Here is a 17,693-nt window from a genome sequence, read left to right as displayed (position 1 = left end):
CGACGTTGTCCTCGCTAGTAGGGAAGTGGATCGGAGAGCGTGCGTCCGTTGCTGGCGATGACCTTCGAATACCAGCGTGCGCTGTCCTTTGGCGTGCGCTCCTGCGTGCCGTAGTTCACGTGCACGATACCGAAGCGCTTCGAGTATCCAAGCGACCACTCCAGGTTGTCCAGCAGCGACCAGGCCATGTAGCCGCGGATGTCGACGCCGGCATCCATGGCGTCGCGGATGGCGGAGAGGTGCTTGCGAAGGTAATCGATGCGCAGCGGATCGCGCACGCGGCCCTCCTCGGCCACGGCCGGATCGAAGAACGCCGCGCCGTTCTCGGTGATGTAGACCGGCAGGTCGCCATAGGTCTGCTTGAACCAGACCAGCAGGTCGGTCAGGCCCTGCGGGAACACTTCCCAGCCTGTCTCGGTGTAGGTGCCCAGGGGTTGGCGCACCACGGCGGTCTTGAGCGGATAGCTGTCGCCCGCGGCGGTCACGCTGCGCGTGTAGTAGTTGATGCCGACGAAATCCAGCGGCTGCCGGATCAGTTTGAAGTCTTCCTCCGGCCAGTCCGGCCAGGCGTCGCCGAAGATCTCCTTGAGTTCCGGCGGGTAGTGGCCGAGCAGGGCGGGGTGCAGGAACTGCTCGTTCATGTAGGCATGCGCGCGGCGCACGGCGGCGGCGTCCTCGGCCGAGTCGCTGGCCGGGTACTTCGGCTCGATGTTCACCACCAGGCCCATTTCGTGCTTGCCCTCGGCGCGGTAGGCCTGCACCGCGGCGCCGTGCGCGCGCATCAGGTTGTGCGCGGCGATCGGCGCTTCGTAGCGGCTGCGATGGCCGGGCGCCAACGCGCCGTGCAGGTAGCCGCCGTCGGTGACCACCCAGGGCTCGTTGATCGTGGCCCATTTCTTCACCCGGCCGTCGAGCGCGCGGTAGAGCGTGGTGCCGTATTCGGCGAACCAGTCGGCGCAGTCGCGGTTGAGCCAGCCGCCGCGGTCGTCCAGCGCCGCCGGCAGGTCCCAGTGGAACAGGGTGAGCAGGGGCTCGATGTCGTTGGCGAGCAGTTCGTCGACCAGGCGGGAATAGAAGCCCAGGCCCTTCTGGTTGACGCGCCCGGTGCCCTCGGGGTGGATGCGCGACCACGACACGCTGAAGCGATAGGCCTTCAGTCCGAGTTCGCGCATCAGCGCGACGTCCTGCTTCCAGCGCCCGTAGTGGTCGCAGGCGACGTCGCCGGTATCGCCATTGAGGGTCATGCCCGGGGTGTGCGCGAAGCGCGTCCAGATGCTGGGGCCGGCGCCGTCGGCCAGCGGCGAGCCTTCGATCTGGTGGGCCGCGGTGGCGGCACCCCAGAGGAAGCCTTCGGGGAAAACGAGGTCTCTTGCAGGACCAGTGGAATCGGACATGGACAAGGGGCTCCGGGCGGATCGGCGCGTAGGAATGCGTTGAAAACGGTTACATTGCGAGGATAACGCACAGGCCCCGCAGCCGCATGACGGGGAAACCCGGAGTGACGATGGCGCAGGTCAGGCTCGAACACGTCCGCAAGGTCTATCCCGACGGCTTCATCGCCGTCCATGACGCAAGCTTCGAAGCCGGCGACGGCGAGCTGCTTGTGCTGGTCGGACCGTCGGGCTGCGGCAAGTCGACCCTGCTGCGGATGATCGCCGGCCTGGAGACGGTCGACGGCGGCACGATCACCATCGGCGAGCGGGTGGTCAACGACGTCGCGCCGCGCGACCGCGACATCGCCATGGTGTTCCAGAACTACGCCCTGTACCCGCATATGAGCGTGGCCGGGAACCTGGCTTTCGGCCTGAAGCTGCGCGGCATGGACAAGGCGGCGATCGCGGAGCGGGTTGCGGGCGCGGCGAAGACGCTGGGGCTGGAGGACATGCTGGAGCGCAAGCCGGCGGCGCTTTCCGGCGGCCAGCGCCAGCGCGTGGCACTCGGGCGCGCACTGGTCCGGCAGCCGCAGGTGTTCCTGCTCGACGAGCCGCTGTCCAACCTCGACGCCCGCCTGCGCGCGGCGATGCGGGTGGAGATCGCGCGCCTGCACCGCAGCCTCGGCACCACCATGGTCTACGTCACCCATGACCAGGTGGAGGCGATGACCCTGGGCCAGCGCATCGTGGTGCTCGACGGCGGCCGCATCCAGCAGGTCGACACGCCGATGGCCCTGTACGAGCGGCCGGCGAACCTGTTCGTGGCCACGTTCCTGGGCAGTCCGGCGATGAACGTGATTCGCGGCCGCCTGGTGTCGGTTGACGGCGCGCCCGCGCTGGTGGCCTATGGCGATCTGCGCGTGCCGCTGCCCGGGCTGCGGGTGCCCGGCGATTGGGAGGGCCGCGAACTGGACATGGGCCTGCGGCCCGAGCACCTGCTGCGGGCGGACGCCCCGGCCGGCGTGGAAGCCGTTGGGAGAGGCGACGCCAATTTCGAAGCGCTGGTGGAAGTGGTCGAGCCGGTGGGCAGCGAGGTGTTCGTGAACCTGGACCTGGGCGGGCATGCGCTGGTGGCGCGGCTGCCGCCCGGCGACCTGCCACGTCCGGGCGAGTCACTGTCCCTCCGGGTCGCAGTCGCCCAACTGCACTTCTTCGATATCGGCGACGGACGCCGATTGCAGCGCTAATCCAGTCGAGGAAGGGTGCCTGCCTGGCGCTCGGGGCCGGCATCGGGCGGCGGCTCGCGCAGCCGCATGAAGCGTGCGAAGCGCGGCAATCCATTGATGGTCAGGCCGTTGTAGCGATAGGTCACCAGGCTGCCGAGCGGCGGCGGCGCGTCGCGGTCGGCGTCGCTGAGGCCACTGCCGAGGCGGAAACGCGCGCCGTCTTCGCGCTCCACCAGCAGGGCACCGACCATGCCGGCGTACTTGCCGCGACCTGGCAAATGCGCGACCACGCGCGCTTCGGCATCGTCGTGCGGCTTGAGCTTCAGCAGGCCGTCGCTGCGGCCGGGCATGTAGTGGACGTCACGGTGCTGCAGCATCAGACCCTCGCCGCCGGCGTCGAGCACAGCGCGCAGGCGGGCCTGCAGCTGCTTGTCGTCAGTGACCCTTGACTGCGCCACCGGCCGCAGCCAAGGGGGAGTGTCCGGGCCGGCGAGCGCGCGCATGGCCTGGACCCGCTGCTCGAAGGGACCGGCGTGGGCCGGCAGGTCGAACACGAGGAAGCGCATCGCGCGCCACGGCGCGTCATCGGCCGGCGGATTGCGTACCAGGCTGCTGGCCTCGTCGAAGCGGCCGCGGCCCAGCCACAGTTCGCCGTCCATCGGCTCCTCTGGCCAGCCCGCGGTGAACCAGGGCGGCGCGTCCACCGGCAGGCCACCGCGCGTCCACAGCCGCCGACCGTCCCAGCGCCCGCGGACGCCGTCGAGCTTTTCGCTCAGCCAATAGTCCGCAATGGGCCCGGCAGGTATCGCGCCGGGCGCAAGCACCGCGGGCGCGGCGTGCATGAGATCGGCTGGCTGCGCGTGAATGGCCGTGGGGGCGAAGGCCGGTGCGGACATGCATGCGCAGGCGAGCGCGCCGCGAAGGAACACGCCTGTTCCAAGTGCCGGAGCCGTGGTCATCGGTATGGTCCATCCTCGGGAAAGGCAGGCCAGCCTCCCGCCTCGTGCCCACCCTGCCTATCGGCGCGACGGCCAAGCCTGCATCGGTGAGTTGCCCGCGACGATGCCGGGTACTGCGCCGGGATCCGGCCAAGGGGCGTCGAATCGGCGATCATCGCAGCGTGCAGATCCGATCGAACCCATGAGCCCGCGCTACCGCTTCGGGCGCCACTTGCTGGACACGGCCACGCGCGAACTTCGGCGCGACGGAGAGCCGGTGGTGCTGCAGGCGCGCGTGTACGAGTGCCTGCTGTGCCTCATCGCCCACCGCGACCGCGCGGTGTCGCGCGACGAACTGGTGCGGGCGGTGTTCCGCCGCGCCGACGTGTCCGATGCCCAGCTCGGGCAGGTGATGGTGCGCACGCGGCGGGCGGTCGGCGACGACGGCCAGTCCCAGCACACCGTGCGCACGGTGCCGCGCTACGGTTTCCGCTGGATGATGCAGGTGGACGTCGAACAGGGCACGCCGACACCGGCCCCCGTTCCCGTTCCCGTTCCCGTTCCCGTTCCCGTTCCCGTTCCCGTTCCGGCCAGCATGGAGCCGCCCCCTCGACCTCCACCGCCGGACCCGCCCCGCCCGGGCGATTCCGGCCGGCCCGGCCGGCTACGCCAACGGTGGGCTGTCGGATCGTTCGCGCTCCTCCTGTTGGCGGTCTTCGCGGCCACGGCATGGTGGGCGACGCGCCAGCGACCTCATGCAGGACCGCTGGACGCGGTTGTCGCCGGCAGTGGGGCGACGGTGCCGGTGCAGGACGCGCTGCTGGTGCTGCCGACCCGCGTGGAGGACGGCGACGATGTCGCCTGGGTGCGGCTTGGCCTGATGGACTACCTTGGCGACCGGCTGCGGCGCAGCGGCCTCGTGGTGCTGTCGAGTGAGTCGGCGCTGGCGGCGGACGCACGCGAGGGGGGCGACGGGCCCGCCCGGTTCCGCGCCATGCTGGGACGCGGCTGGCGGGTGGAAAGCGAGGTGGCGCGGAACGGCGCGGCGTGGGGTGTCCGCCTGACTGCAGGGGACGGCGGGGGCATGACCCACGCCGCGGCCGGAGAGGCCGGCGACCTGCTCGAAGCCGCGCGCCTGGCGGTCGACCGCTTGGCCCCGAGGCTCGGCGGAACGGCGCTGGCGGATGCCGAGGCCACGGACCTGGCCGAGCGCCTGCAGCGTGCGCGAGCGGCGATGCTGGCCAACGAGCTCGAGGCCGCACGCGGCATCCTGCTTGCCGCGCCCGAGCTGCAGCGCGCACAGCCGCGGCTGCAGTACCAGCTGGCGCGGGTGGATTTCCGCGCCGGCGAACACGCGCGGGGCCTGGCGCGCCTGGAGCGCCTGCTGGAAGAGGATGCCGTGCCCGATCCGGTGTTCCGCGTGCAGGTGTTCAACGCGCGCGGCGCGATGCTGCTGCGCCTGGAGCGGCTTGACGAGGCGGAGGCGGCGTATGACACCGCGATCGCGCTGGCCGCGGAGTACCCGGCCGAGCTCGGCCAGGCCCTCAGCGGGCGCGCGGTGGTGTACGCGATGGACGAACGCTTCGACGCGGCCCTGGCCGACTTCGGCCGTGCCCGAGTGACGCTGCAGCGGACCGGCGATGCCCTGGCGGTCGCGAGGGTCGACGCCAACATGGGCATCCTCGAAGCCGATCGCGGCCGGCCGGCCCAGGCCCTGGCCTTCCTGGACGAAGCCGAACAGGCGTTTTCGGCAATGGGGGCGGTGAACGAACTGGCGACCGTGCTGGCAGCGCGCACCGACGCCGAACTCGGCCTGCTGCGGGTGGAGCAGGCGCTGGCTGCAAGCGGGCGCGGCCTGGCGCTGCGCGACCGCGTCGCCGACCCGGCGCAGGCGCGGGCGCTGCTGCAGGCGCGGGCCGGGGCGCTGCGGGTCGCCGGCCGGCTGGACGAGGCGGCGGACATCCTCGCGAGCCGTGGCCCGCCAGGCCCCGGTCTCACGCTGCAGCTCGAGGCGGCGCGGCACGAGGTTGCGCTGGCCCTCGACCGCGAACGGCCGGACGAGGCCCTTGCGTTGGCTGATGCGGCCCTCGCCGCCGTTCCCGTCGGCGTGCATCCGGAGGCCCGCGCCTGGCTGCTGCTGCGCCGCGAGCAGGCCGCGCTGCGCCTCGATCGGCCGGTGCGCATGGCGGCGGAGGCCGATCTGGGGGCGTTCGTGCCCGACCGGTTGCGGCGCGCACTGGGCGTCCAACAGGCGGGACGGCCAGCAGCCGAGGTGGACGCCGCATTTGCCGACGCCCTGTCACTGGCCGAGCGCGAGGGCGTGCCGTCCGACATCGCCGACGTCGTACTCGCCTACGCCGGCTGGCTGCTGGAGCAGGGGCGGCAGGCCGAGGCCGCGGCGCTCGCGGGGCGCGTGGCGATCTGGGCGCCCGCCGTCCCGTCGCTCGCGGAGCTGCAGGCGCGGGTCGCTGCCGCGATCGCCGGATGACGGTGGAGTTCGCCCGCAAGTGTCTGATTTCAAGCGTAATGATCATGTAACAGTCATGCGTCTGGAGTGTCCGGCAGCAGGTCGGGTCCCAAGGTCGGTGATCCACCCCAGCAAGACAGAGGATCCGTACGTGAAGCCGAATCCGTTTCTCACTGCCGCGCTTGCGGCTGCCATGGCCTGCACCCTTGCCGCGGGCGTCGAAGCCGCCGAGCCGCTCAAGCTCAAGCTGCTGCGCGGCGGCGGGATCGCGGCTGCCCCGGTCGTTTCCGGCGCGCTTGCCTACGTCCCGACCGGCCGCGTGATCGCGACCTGGGACTACGCCCGACCTGATCGACCGGTGCGGCTGGACACCTCGGACGCCGTGGGTGGCCCCATCAACGGCCTGGTGCGCGTGGGCGACCACCTTTACGCCAGCTGGCGCGGCGACAACGGTCGCAGCGGCGTCGCCACCTGGTCACTGGCCGACCCGCGGGTCCCGCGCCTGGTGCGCGATGACGAGGCCTACCTCGACAGCGATCGCACGCTGCGCGCCCTCGGCCTGACCACGGCCAACGACCATCTCTATCTGTTCGACGATGGCCACGGGCTGCTGGTCGGCAAGCTTGACGATCCGGAGGCGCCGGTCTTCGCGGCCAGCGCCGTGGGCAGCCTTCCGGCCCAATTCACGGACCTGGCGGTCCACGGCGACACCATCCACGCCAGCGGTCGTGGCTGGCTGGGCAATACGGTCTACACCCTGTACGACGTGTCCGCGCCGGGAGCCCCGGTGGTGGCGTCGAGCCACGGCCTGGACGGCCTCGACACATTCCGGGTCGTCAGCGGCCCGGAGACCACGGTCGGCATCGGCAACAACCTGTCGGTCTTCGACACGGCCGCGGGCATGGCCCAGCGTGGCTCGATCGAGATTCCCGCCGCCACCGCCGGCGCCCGCCTGGGCGACCATGTCTACAGCTTCGGCTACGGGCCCGGGATGGGGATCTGGAACGTGGCCGACCCGGACGCGCCGCAGGCGGTGGCACAGTCCACGATCGATGCCTTCGCCGGCAGGCGGGCCGTGCCGCTGGGCGAACAGGGCATGTTGCTGCAGACCGGCACCGATCTCATGCATGCGCTGGACGTCGGCCAGCCCGGCAAGCCGCAGCTGGTGGCCACCGGCTGGCTCCCCGGCGGCGTCCGCGCCGTGGACGCCGCGATCCATGACGGAAAGACGGTGCTGCTGCAGGCAAACTACGGCCTGACGGTCAACGACCCGGATACGCTGGCGCCGCTGGCGCGCGTGGAGGCCGGCCTGCCGAAACTGCTGGAGGGCCGCAGCTTCGAACAGATGGCCATGGCGGGCGACATCGCCTGGATGGCGGCCTGGGGCTACGGGCTGGTGGCGGTGGATCTCGGCGCGCAGGGTGGGCCGAAGGAGGTCTCGCGGCTTCCGTACCAGTTCGCCGCGACCATCGCCATCGAAGGAACCCGTGCCTGGGTCGGCCGCTGGACCAATGAAGGCGGGCTGGCGACGGTCGACATCGCGAAGCCCGGCGCGCCGGCGCTGCTGTCGGAGATCCCGCTCGCCAACCAGCCGTACCGCCTGCATGCCGGCAATGGCTACCTCTACATGGCCCAGGGCGCGCAAATCGAATCCGGATACCCGGGCGGCATGATCGTCTTCGACGTGTCCGGCAGTGGGGCGCCGCGGCAGCTTGCCCACGTCGACGACGGCTGCGGCGCGGCCTTCGATCTCGCCGTCGACGAGGCCATGGACCTGGCCTACCTCGCCTGCGGAGAGGGCCTGCGCGTGGTCGACATCGCCAATCCGGCGGCGCCCGAGGTGATCGGGCGCTACTCCCCGGGCAGCGGCTTGGGGGACTACACCCGCGTGGCCCAGGCCGGCGAACTGGTGTGGTTCGCGGACGCGGAAGGCCTGCACGAGCTTGACGTCAGCGATCCCACCAGCCCGGAGCTGCGGAAGCTGACGTCCTTGGGCGGTGCCGCGCCGCAGCGCCTGCTGGCCACCGGAGACCAGCGCCTCCTGGCCCTGGGCGGCGACACCGGCGTCCACGTGCTGGGTCCGGATGCCCGCCTGCTGCGCGCCGGGGAAACGGTGCGGGGCCTGTCCGGTGCGGAAGGCGATTCGTTCCTGTTCGCCGTCCGGGTGCCGGCCGGCGTGCGCAACCTGACGGTGCTCAGGGGCGGTGGTGGTGGCAGTGGTCAGCTGCGCATCGAGTCCCGCCACCAGGCGGTGCCGGAGGATGGCGCCGCCGATGGTTCGACCAGCGGCCGTGGCCTGCGCATCCAGGCGCCGGAGCCGGGCCTCCACTACATCCGTGTCACCGGACTGCAGGCGTTCGCCGGGGTCAGCCTGTACGTCGTCTTCTGAGGCTTGGGGGTGGCGGCATCCGGCCCAGCCGGGTGCCGCTATACTGCGGTGCTGCTGCCTCCGGGCCGCATTCCCGCTGCATTTCCCCGAAACCGACCGCCGCCACGGCCCGCCCGTGTGCCGCCGAGGCAACCGACCGCCGCATGCGCCTGTCCACGATCAAGCTCTCGGGTTTCAAGTCCTTCGTCGATCCGACCACCCTGCACCTGCCGACCAACATGACCGGCGTGGTGGGGCCCAACGGCTGCGGCAAGTCGAACATCATCGACGCCGTGCGCTGGGTGATGGGCGAGAGTTCGGCCAGCCGCCTGCGCGGCGACTCGCTGACCGACGTGATCTTCTCCGGCTCGAACTCGCGCAAGCCGGTGTCGCAGGCGACGGTCGAGCTGATCTTCGACAACAGCGACCACGCCATTACCGGCGAATTCGCGGCCTTCAACGAGATTTCGGTCAAGCGCCTGGTGTCGCGCGACGGCCAGAGCAGCTACTACCTCAACGGCGCCAAGTGCCGCCGCCGCGACATCACCGACCTGTTCCTTGGCACGGGCCTGGGGCCGCGCAGCTACTCGATCATCGAGCAGGGGATGATCAGCCAGATCATCGAAGCCAAGCCCGAGGAACTGCGCGTGTACCTGGAGGAGGCCGCCGGCATCTCCAAGTACAAGGAGCGCCGCAAGGAAACCGAGACCCGCATCCGCCACACGCGCGAGAACCTCGATCGTCTTGGCGACCTGCGCGACGAGGTCGGCAAGCAGCTCGGGCATCTCGCGCGCCAGGCGCGGCAGGCTGAGCAGTACACCGCGATCCAGGCAGAGCGCCGGGTGCGCGACGCCGAGTGGAAGGGGCTTGAATACCGTGCGCTCGACGCGAAGCTGTCCAGGCTGCGCGAGGGCCTGGCGCAGGAAGAGACCCGTCTGCAGCAGCTGATCGCCGAGCAGCGCGAAGCCGAGCGCGAACTCGAGGAAGGCCGCGTCAGGCGCGAGGAGGCGATGGACGCGCTCAACCGCGCCCAGGCCGCGGGCTACGAGGTCGGCGGCACCCTGGCGCGCATCGAGCAGCAGATCGCGCACCAGCGCGAACTCTCGCAGCGCCTGCTGCGTGCCCGCGAGGAGGCCGAGGACGCGATCGCCGAGCTGGCGCAGCACATCAGCGGCGACGAGGAGCGCCTGGCGATCCTCGAGGAATCGATCGCCGAGGCCGAGCCGGCGCTCGAAGCCCTGCGTGAAAGTGACGAAACGCGGCAGGACGCGCTGCGCGATGCCGAAGGCGCGCTGGCCGACTGGCAGGAGCGCTGGGACGCGCACAGCGGCGAGTCCAGCGAGGCGGCGCGTGCGGCCGAGGTCGAGCGCACCCGCGTCGACTATCTCGACCGGCAGTCGCTGGAAGCCGACCGGCGCCGCGAAGCGCTCTCCGCCGAGCGCGCCGGCCTGGACCTGGATGCGCTGGCCGAAGCCTTTGCCGGCGTCGCCGAGGAACACGAGACGCAGAAGCTCGCGCTGGACGGCCTCAACGAAGGCCTGGAAGCGCGCAAGCAGGCCGCGCTCGACCTGCAGGACCAGCAGCGTGCGGCCCAGCAGGAAATTTCCGAGGTGCGCAAACTGGCGCAGGAGGCCCGCGGCCGCCTGTCCTCGCTTGAAACCCTGCAGCATGCGGCGCTCGGCCAGGAGCAGGGCGCGGCGGTGGCCTGGCTGCGCCAGCGCGGCCTGGACTCGGCCACTCGCGTGGGCGAGGCGCTGGAGGTCGATCCGGGCTGGGAGAACGCGGTCGAGGGCGCGCTCGGGCAGATGATCGAGGGCGTGCTGGTCGAGAGCCCGGAAGCCTTGGTGGAAGCCTTGGCCGACCTGGGGGAAGGCCGCATCGCGCTGGTGTCGGCCGACGCCGGCGACGCTGATTTCGCGCCGACCTCGCTCGCCGCGCGCGTGCGCGGCCCGCTGGCCATCCGCCGCCTGCTGGCGCGGCTGCACGTGGCCGATTCGCTGGCCGATGCGCGTGCGCTTCAGGCACGGCTGGAGCCGGGCGATTCGGTGATCACCCGCGATGGCGAGCGCCTTGGCGCCGGCTGGCTGCGGGTGCTGCGCTCGGGTGCGGCGCGCCAGGGCGCGCTGCTGCGCGAGCGCGAGATCCAGGGCCTGCGCGAACGCATCGAGCAGTTGCAGGCGCGCGAGGCCGAACTCGAAGCCGCGCTGGCCAACGGCCGCGAGCGCCTGCTGGCCGCCGAGCAGGCGCGCGAGGACGCGCAGCGCCAGCTCTACCACGCACACCGCAGCGTTTCGGAGCTTGCCGGCCGGCTGCAAGGCCAGCAGGGTCGGCTCGACGCGGCCCGCAACCGCATCGAACGCATCGACGCCGAACTCGCGCAGCTTGGCGAATCCATCACCGGCAGCGGTGAACAGGCGCGCGAGTCGCGCGGGCGGCTCGAGGACGCCGTCTCGCGCATGGCCGAACTCGAAGGCCGCCGCCGCGAGCTGGACGCCGAGCGCGCGCGCCTGTCCGCGCTTCGCGACGAAGCCCGCACCGCCGCCCGCGAATCCCGCGAGCAGGCCCATGCGCTGGCGCTGCAGCTGGAAGCCCAGCGCACCCAGGCCAATGGCCTGCGCCAGGCCCTGCAGCGCATGGGTGGCCAGCGCGGCCAGCTCGACAGCCGCCTCGGCGAGATCAGCACCCAGCTTGCCGCCGGCGACACCCCGGTCGACACGCTGGAACAGCAGCGCCAGGCCGCGCTTGCCGAGCGGGTGAACGCCGAGCAGGTGCTGGCGCAGGCACGCAGCGCGCTCGATGGCGTCGACGCCGGCCTGCGGCAATACGAACAGGTGCGCCACCAGCGCGACGAGCAGGCCATCGCCCAGCGCGAGGCCATCGCCCAGCGCCGCCTCGACCAGCAGGCACTGGTGATCCACGCCGAGCAGCTGGGCGCGGCCGTGGTCGAGGCGGGTTTCGTGCTCGACGACGTGGTCGCGGGCCTGGCCGACGATGCCGAGGCCACCGCCTGGGGCCGCATGGTCGCCGACTTCGACGCGAAGCTGCGCCGGCTGGAGCCGGTCAACCTCGCGGCGATCCAGGAGCATGCCGAGGCCGCGCAGCGCAAGGAGTACCTCGACAGCCAGGACGCCGACCTCAACTCGGCGCTGGAAACGCTGGAAGATGCGATCCGCAAGATCGACCGCGAGACCCGCGGCCGCTTCAAGGACACCTTCGACCGCGTCAACTCCGGCGTGCAGGAAATCTATCCGCGCCTGTTCGGCGGCGGCCACGCCTATCTCGAACTCACCGGCGAGGACCTGCTCGACACCGGCGTGGCGATCATGGCGCGCCCGCCGGGCAAGCGGGTGTCCAACATCTCGCTGCTGTCGGGCGGCGAGAAGGCGATGACCGCGGTGGCGCTGGTGTTCGCGATCTTCCAGCTCAACCCGGCGCCGTTCTGCCTGCTCGACGAGGTCGATGCGCCGCTGGACGAGGCCAACGTCGGCCGCTTCAGCGCGATGGTCACCGAGATGAGCGAGAAGGTGCAGTTCCTGTTCGTGACCCACAACAAGGCGACGATGGAAGCCGCGAGGCAGCTGTCGGGCGTTACCATGCGCGAGCCCGGCGTCAGCCGGCTGGTGTCGGTGGACCTTGCGGAAGCCGCGCGCCTGGCCGGCGCCGCCTGAACCAACACGGGAGAGTGGAATGAGCGATACCTGGCTGCTGCGGATCGGGATCCTGGTCGCGGGCGTCCTGCTGTTCGCGGCGATCTGGTACTTCGGCACCCGTCCGCGGAGCCCGCAGGGCCGCCGCGTGCCGGCGAAGGCCGCGTCCGCCGTGCGCGAGGAGCGCATGGAGCCGACCCTGGGCGCGCAGCTCGAGCGCGAACTCGGCGAGGGCGAGGCGTTTCCGGCCGAGGAAGCGGTGCAGAGCGAGATGGACCTGCTCGACGGGGCCGTCGGCGGGACTGCGGGGGCGACGGTCAGCCAGTATGGCCAGCGCGTCAGCGACGACTTCGACAAGATCGTGACCTTGTACATCGCGGCGCGCGCGGGCAACGTGCTGCGCGGCCCGGACATCGTGGTGGCGGCCGAGAAGGCGGGGCTGACCTATGGTCATCTCAGCGTGTTCCATCGGCTGGTCAACGGACATCCGGAGCGGGGGCCGGTGTTCAGCGTGGCCAACATCCGCCGTCCCGGGAGCTTCGAGATGGCCGAGATCCAGTCGTTGGAGACGCCGGCGATCGCGTTCTTCCTGACGCTGCCGGCGCCGGTGTCGGCGCTCGATGCGTGGGATGCGATGCTGCCGACGGCGGAGCGCATGGCGGAGCTGCTGGACGGGGTGCTGTTGGACGAGCACCGCAATGCGCTCGGGCGCCAGCGGATCTCGCACCTGCGTGAGGAATTGCGCACGTACGATCGCGAGCAGGATGTGCCGATTACGCGCAGTCCGGACTGGTAGCCGGAGGGCGATAACGCCAAAGGCGGAAGGGCGTGCCTTGGAGGCGCGCGGTACGGCAGGTGGGCGGGTACTCCGTGGGCTGACCACGTGGTGGTCTTTATGCCCACTGCGTACCCGCCCACCCGCCTTGCGGCGCTGTGCCGCGGGCCGCCGGGAGGAGCAGTGCCGGCGCGAGCACTGGCCTCAACGCATGGACGGGTGCCTCGGGAACGCGTGGCCGTCTTACAATCTGCGGATGCCACAGAACGCCCCGAAGCGCGCCGCCGAACTGCGCCGGCTGATTGACGACGCCAACCATCGTTACCACGTGGTTGACGATCCGGCGCTGCCGGATGCGGAGTACGACCGGCTGCTGCGCGAGCTTGTTGCGCTCGAAGCCGCCGATCCGTCGCTGCAGACACCGGATTCGCCGACGCTGCGCGTGGGCGGCGTGCCTTCGGGCAAGTTCGCCACGGTCCGGCATACGGTGCCGATGCTGTCGCTGGGCAATGCCTTCAGCGATGGGGAGGTGGCGGAGTTCGTTGCCCGTATCGTGCGCGAGACCGGTGACGAAATGCCGGTGTTTTCGGTGGAGCCGAAGTTCGACGGGCTGGCGATCAGCCTGCGTTACGAGGATGGGCTGTTCGTGCGGGGGGCGACCCGTGGGGATGGTGCGTCGGGGGAGGATGTCGCTGCCAATCTGCGCACGGTGAAGGCGATCCCGCTGCGGCTGCGGGACGATGGCAGCGAAGCGGGTGGCCCGGGTATCCCGGAGGTGCTTGAAGTGCGTGGGGAGGTTTATATGCCGCGCGCGGGCTTCGAGGCTTACAACCAGTGGGCGCTGGCGCACGGGGCCAAGCCTTTGGCGAATCCGCGCAACGGGGCGGCAGGGTCGCTGCGGCAGCTCGATCCGGCGATCACGGCGAAGCGGCCGCTGGCGTTTTTCGCCTATTCGCTGGGCGAGGTGAAGGGCGTCCGCGTTCCGGCCACGCATTCGGGCGTGCTCGCGTGGCTGCGTAGGCTGGGGCTGCCGGTGTCGCCGCTGGTGGAGTGCGCCACGGGCCTGGCGGGCGTGCTCGATTACTACCGTCGCATCGGCGAGGCGCGCGATGGGCTGCCGTACGACATCGATGGCGTGGTCTACAAGCTCGACAGCCACGAGCTGCAGGCGGACCTGGGCTTCGTCTCGCGCGCGCCGCGCTGGGCGATCGCGCACAAGTTCCCTGCGCAGGAAGAGGCGACCGTCGTCGAGGCGATCGAGGTGAATGTCGGCCGGACAGGTGCGGTCACGCCCTGGGTGCTGATGCGGCCGGTGCACGTGGGCGGCGTGACCGTCACCCGGGCGACGCTGCACAACGCCGACCAGGTCGCGCGCCTCGACGTGCGCGTGGGCGACACGGTGATCGTGCGCCGCGCGGGCGACGTCATTCCGGAAGTGCTGCGGGTGATCCCGGAGCGTCGGCCGGAGGGCACCACCGCCTGGCGCATGCCGGAGCATTGCCCGGTCTGCGGCTCCGAGATCGTGCGCGAGGAGGGTGAGGTGGTGGCGCGCTGCAGCGGCGAGCTCGTGTGTCCGGCGCAGCGCGTGCAGGGCTTGTTCCATTTCGCGTCGCGCCGTGCAATGGACATCGATGGCCTGGGCGAACGGCTGATCCAGGCGCTGGTGGACTTCGACTACGCGAAGAGCATCGCCGACCTCTATGGCCTTGGCGTGGACGACTTCGTTGAAATGCGGCGCCGCGCGGACGAGCGCGATGGCACCACGCCGGAGACGGTGAAGTCGGGGAAGGTCGCGACCAGGTGGGCGGAAAACCTCGTGGCCGCGATCGAGCGCAGCCGGGAGACCACGCTCGAGCGTTTCCTGTTCGCGCTGGGCATCGAACACGTGGGCGAGAGCACGGCCAAGGCGCTTGCCGCCTCGTTCGGCGACCTCGACCGCATCCGGCGGACGCCGTGGCCGCTGTTCAAGCGCGTGCCCGATATCGGCGACGAAGTCGCACGCGCGCTCGGCCACTTCCTGGACCAGCCCGGGAACCAGGCGGTGATCGACGGGCTGCTGGCCGCGGGCGTGCACATCACCGATACCCGGGCGCCTTCGCCGAAGCTGCGCGAAGGTCTCGACCTGCAGACGCTGCTGGCCGACCTGGGCATTCCCAGGCTCACGCCCCTGCGGGCGAAGCAGCTGGCCGATGCCTTCCCGGATGCCGCGAGGCTGCTCGACCAGGAGCGCCACAACTTCGTGATGGCAGGCCTGCCCGACGACACGGCGACCGCCGTGGCCGGGTGGCTGTCCGTCGATGCCAACGCGCGCCTGCTGCTGGCCGCGGCGGCGATGCAGGCGGAGTTGCTGGCCGCGCTGCCCGAGGACACCGCGGCGGCGGGGCCGCTGGAAGGCGTGACCGTGGTGCTGACGGGCACGCTGGAATCGATGGGCCGCGACGAGGCGAAGCAGAAGCTCGAGGCGCTCGGCGCCAAGGTGTCGGGCAGCGTGTCGAAGAAGACCGGCTTCGTCGTCGCCGGTGCCGAGGCCGGCTCGAAGCTGGTCAAGGCCACCGAACTCGGCGTCGACGTCTGGGACGAGGCGCGACTGCTGGCCTTCATCGGGGCGCAGGCATGAGCCGACTGCCGGATGCACCGCTGTCGCTGCGCGCCGCGGGGCCGGAAGACCTGCCCGGGATGCTCGACATGCTGCGTCGCTTCTACGCCGAGGACCGGATCCCGCTGGATGAATCCCGCGTGCGCCGCGGGCTCGGGCAGCTGATCGCCGACGCTTCGCTCGGCGCGGTGCTGCTGGCCGAAGCCGACGGCGCCTGCGTGGGTTACCTGGTGCTGGGGTGGTGCTTCAGTATCGAGCAGGGCGGCCGCCACGTGCTGGTCGACGAGCTGTACGTCGAGCCCGCCGCGCGTGGTCGCGGGCTGGGCGCAGCGCTGCTGGCAAGCGCGTGCGACTGGGCGCGCCAGCACGGTGCCGAGGTCGCGCGCCTGGAAGTCAATCGCCACAACCCGCGTGCGAAGGCGCTGTACCTGCGCGCCGGCTTCCGCGACGACGATCGCGACATCCTCAGCATCGCGCTCGCGCCGGTGGACGCGTGAACCACGACGCCCTGCGCCTGCGCGCGCGCCTGAACCGGCTGGTGCGTGACTTCTTCGACGCCCGCGGCGTGCTGGAAGTCGAGACCCCGGTGATGTCGCGCGGCGGCAACACCGATCCCAACATCGCCTCGTTCACCGTCGAGTTCGGCGGCCGCACCCACGGTGCGCCACGCACGCGCTGGCTGCGCACGTCCGCGGAATTCCCGATGAAGCGCCTGCTCGCCGAAGGCATCGGTGACTGCTACGAGCTGGGCCGCGTGTTCCGCGACGGTGAGGCCGGCGGCCGCCACAACCCCGAGTTCACCATGCTCGAGTGGTATCGCGTGGGCTGGACGCTGGATCCGTTGATCGATGAAACCGCGGAACTGGTGCGCGCAGCCCTCGCGCTGGTCGGGCGCGAGGCGGGCTTCCGCAAGGTCTCGTTCCGCGAGGTCTACCGCGAAGCGCTCGACATCGACCCGATGACGGCGTCCCTGGCCGAGCTGCAGGCGGCGTTCCCCGGCCAGGTCGACCCGAAGGGCCTCACCCGCGACGACTGGCTGGACCTGCTGATGACCCATCGCATCCAGCCGGCGTTCCCGCCGGGCCAACTGTTGGCGATGCATGACTATCCGGCCACGCAGTGCGCGCTGGCCAAGGTCGTGCGGCGCGATGGCGTGGATGTCGCCGAGCGCTTCGAGCTCTACCTCGGCCCGCTGGAGCTGGCCAACGGGTACCACGAACTCACCGACGCCGACGAACAGCGCGCACGCTTCGCGCGCGACCACGGCGTGCGTCGACCACGCGGTGACGTGCTGCCGCCGATCGACGAAGCACTGCTGGCGGCGCTGGCTGCGGGCCTGCCCGATAGTGCCGGCGTCGCCCTCGGCATCGACCGCCTGCTGATGGCGATGCTCGGCACCGGCGCCATCGCCGACGTGCTGGCCTACGACTTCGCGCAGGCCTGAGCGCGCCACGAAAACCCAGGGGCGCGGATGCCCAGCACCGTGCCGATGGTGGCCGACGGCAGCAGCGCGAACGCGATGAACTGCAGCGTCTCCACGCCTCCCACCGTGGCCACGCCGTGCTGCGGCGAAAGCAGGAGCGCCGTGGCCGTCATCCATGCGGTATGCACGCCCATGGCCAGCCAGACGCTGCCACCGACGGCGCGGGCATAGCCCAGGATCAGCGCCAGTCCGGGCAGGAACATCCACTGCTGGAGAGACGCCAGTGCACCCACCGCCCACGCGAAGGCGATGAACAGTGCGGCCTGCACCAGCAGTGCGACCCAGGCCGCACGGGTCCGGCCGACCCGTCCCTGGATGTAGCCGCGGAACACGAGTTCTTCGGGAAACGCTTCGACCAGGAACACGCCGAGCGCCGCAACCGGGATCGCGGCGAGCACTTCCGTGGGGGAGGCGTGCACGGCGACCGTCGTCCAACCGGCTGCAGTGCACAGCGCCAGTCCGATGGCGGCCGGCAGCGTCCATAGCGCTATACCGAGGAAGAACGCCCGGGCATTCGCGCCCGCCGAGTGATGGCCGAGCATGCGTGCCGCCAGCCGCTCCCGGCGCGCAAGCAGCAGCACCGTGGCCAGCACCACGGCCGAGAGCGCCAAGCCGAGCAGTACGTGGCCCCCGGTGCCGCGACCGGTCGAGAGCGGCATCCCGAAGCGCCAGCAGGCCGCCATCACGCACAGCAGTATCGCCACGCGCAGCACGGCCGGAATCCAGGGGGTGCGGGTGGGGCGGGGCAGGTCCATGGCGCGATTGTCGAGCATGCACGGCGCCATTCGTACTGACAGCTGTCATGCGAATCGGCCGCGAT

11 protein-coding genes are annotated in these 17,693 nt (G+C 71.1%); 8 read left to right on the top strand and 3 right to left on the bottom strand.

The features are described 5' to 3' along the window. Nucleotides 1-14: 14 nt before the first annotated feature. On the bottom strand, nucleotides 15-1,394 hold the full coding sequence (locus ACW5E8_RS06485; RefSeq protein WP_456964653.1) for a GH1 family beta-glucosidase: 1,380 nt from the start codon (nucleotides 1,392-1,394) through the stop codon (nucleotides 15-17). A gap of 110 nt (nucleotides 1,395-1,504) precedes the next feature. Here ACW5E8_RS06485 and ACW5E8_RS06480 point away from each other — a divergent pair, with 110 nt between their 5' ends. Then, nucleotides 1,505-2,620 (top strand): ABC transporter ATP-binding protein, encoded by a 1,116-nt coding sequence (locus tag ACW5E8_RS06480; RefSeq protein ID WP_456964652.1) that lies wholly within the window; start codon nucleotides 1,505-1,507, stop codon nucleotides 2,618-2,620. Here the strand turns inward: ACW5E8_RS06480 and ACW5E8_RS06475 are convergent. After that, the gene (locus ACW5E8_RS06475; RefSeq protein WP_456964651.1) at nucleotides 2,617-3,558 is read right to left on the bottom strand and encodes a DNA ligase; all 942 of its coding nucleotides are present in this window, start codon (nucleotides 3,556-3,558) and stop codon (nucleotides 2,617-2,619) included. The two genes, ACW5E8_RS06480 and ACW5E8_RS06475, sit on opposite strands and share 4 nt — an antisense overlap. Before the next feature lie 181 nt (nucleotides 3,559-3,739). Here ACW5E8_RS06475 and ACW5E8_RS06470 point away from each other — a divergent pair, with 181 nt between their 5' ends. From ACW5E8_RS06470 to epmA, 7 genes are all read left to right on the top strand, one after another. Further along, nucleotides 3,740-6,025 (top strand): winged helix-turn-helix domain-containing protein, encoded by a 2,286-nt coding sequence (locus ACW5E8_RS06470; protein WP_456964650.1) that lies wholly within the window; start codon nucleotides 3,740-3,742, stop codon nucleotides 6,023-6,025. Between the two features lie 130 nt (nucleotides 6,026-6,155). Beyond that, entirely contained in the window at nucleotides 6,156-8,393 is a 2,238-nt protein-coding gene (locus tag ACW5E8_RS06465; protein WP_456964649.1) for an LVIVD repeat-containing protein, read from the top strand. Nucleotides 8,394-8,536: 143 nt separating this feature from the next. Next, a complete protein-coding gene (gene smc, locus ACW5E8_RS06460) occupies nucleotides 8,537-12,040 on the top strand; it encodes a chromosome segregation protein SMC (protein ID WP_456964648.1) in 3,504 nt (1,167 codons plus the stop codon). Nucleotides 12,041-12,059: 19 nt separating this feature from the next. Continuing rightward, on the top strand, nucleotides 12,060-12,815 hold the full coding sequence (zipA, locus tag ACW5E8_RS06455; RefSeq protein ID WP_456964647.1) for a cell division protein ZipA: 756 nt from the start codon (nucleotides 12,060-12,062) through the stop codon (nucleotides 12,813-12,815). Between the two features lie 229 nt (nucleotides 12,816-13,044). Next, nucleotides 13,045-15,411 (top strand): NAD-dependent DNA ligase LigA, encoded by a 2,367-nt coding sequence (gene ligA, locus ACW5E8_RS06450; protein WP_456965257.1) that lies wholly within the window; start codon nucleotides 13,045-13,047, stop codon nucleotides 15,409-15,411. Further along, on the top strand, nucleotides 15,408-15,887 hold the full coding sequence (locus tag ACW5E8_RS06445) for an N-acetyltransferase family protein (protein ID WP_456964646.1): 480 nt from the start codon (nucleotides 15,408-15,410) through the stop codon (nucleotides 15,885-15,887). Before ligA ends, ACW5E8_RS06445 begins: the two co-directional genes overlap by 4 nt. Continuing rightward, complete coding sequence (epmA, locus tag ACW5E8_RS06440) at nucleotides 15,884-16,834, top strand: EF-P lysine aminoacylase EpmA (RefSeq protein WP_456964645.1); 951 nt, start codon at nucleotides 15,884-15,886, stop codon at nucleotides 16,832-16,834. The genes ACW5E8_RS06445 and epmA overlap by 4 nt, the downstream gene beginning before the upstream one ends. Here the strand turns inward: epmA and ACW5E8_RS06435 are convergent. After that, nucleotides 16,813-17,646, bottom strand: a complete 834-nt coding sequence (locus ACW5E8_RS06435) for a CPBP family intramembrane glutamic endopeptidase (protein ID WP_456964644.1) — start codon at nucleotides 17,644-17,646, stop codon at nucleotides 16,813-16,815. The genes epmA and ACW5E8_RS06435 overlap by 22 nt on opposite strands. Nucleotides 17,647-17,693 lie beyond the last annotated feature (47 nt).

This window comes from Luteimonas sp. A649 (assembly GCF_054072735.1).
This window is presented reverse-complemented; position numbering and strand designations above follow the sequence as displayed.

Excerpts from the sequence above, each read along its gene's own strand:
- ACW5E8_RS06470 (WP_456964650.1), top strand. The coding sequence starts at position 3,740 with ATGAGCCCGCGCTACCGCTTCGGGCGCCACTTGCTGGACACGGCCACG.
- smc (WP_456964648.1), top strand. The coding sequence starts at position 8,537 with ATGCGCCTGTCCACGATCAAGCTCTCGGGTTTCAAGTCCTTCGTCGAT.
- ACW5E8_RS06480 (WP_456964652.1), top strand. The coding sequence starts at position 1,505 with ATGGCGCAGGTCAGGCTCGAACACGTCCGCAAGGTCTATCCCGACGGC.
- ACW5E8_RS06445 (WP_456964646.1), top strand. The coding sequence starts at position 15,408 with ATGAGCCGACTGCCGGATGCACCGCTGTCGCTGCGCGCCGCGGGGCCG.
- zipA (WP_456964647.1), top strand. The coding sequence starts at position 12,060 with ATGAGCGATACCTGGCTGCTGCGGATCGGGATCCTGGTCGCGGGCGTC.
- ACW5E8_RS06485 (WP_456964653.1), bottom strand. The coding sequence starts at position 1,394 with ATGTCCGATTCCACTGGTCCTGCAAGAGACCTCGTTTTCCCCGAAGGC.
- ACW5E8_RS06475 (WP_456964651.1), bottom strand. The coding sequence starts at position 3,558 with ATGACCACGGCTCCGGCACTTGGAACAGGCGTGTTCCTTCGCGGCGCG.
- ACW5E8_RS06435 (WP_456964644.1), bottom strand. The coding sequence starts at position 17,646 with ATGCTCGACAATCGCGCCATGGACCTGCCCCGCCCCACCCGCACCCCC.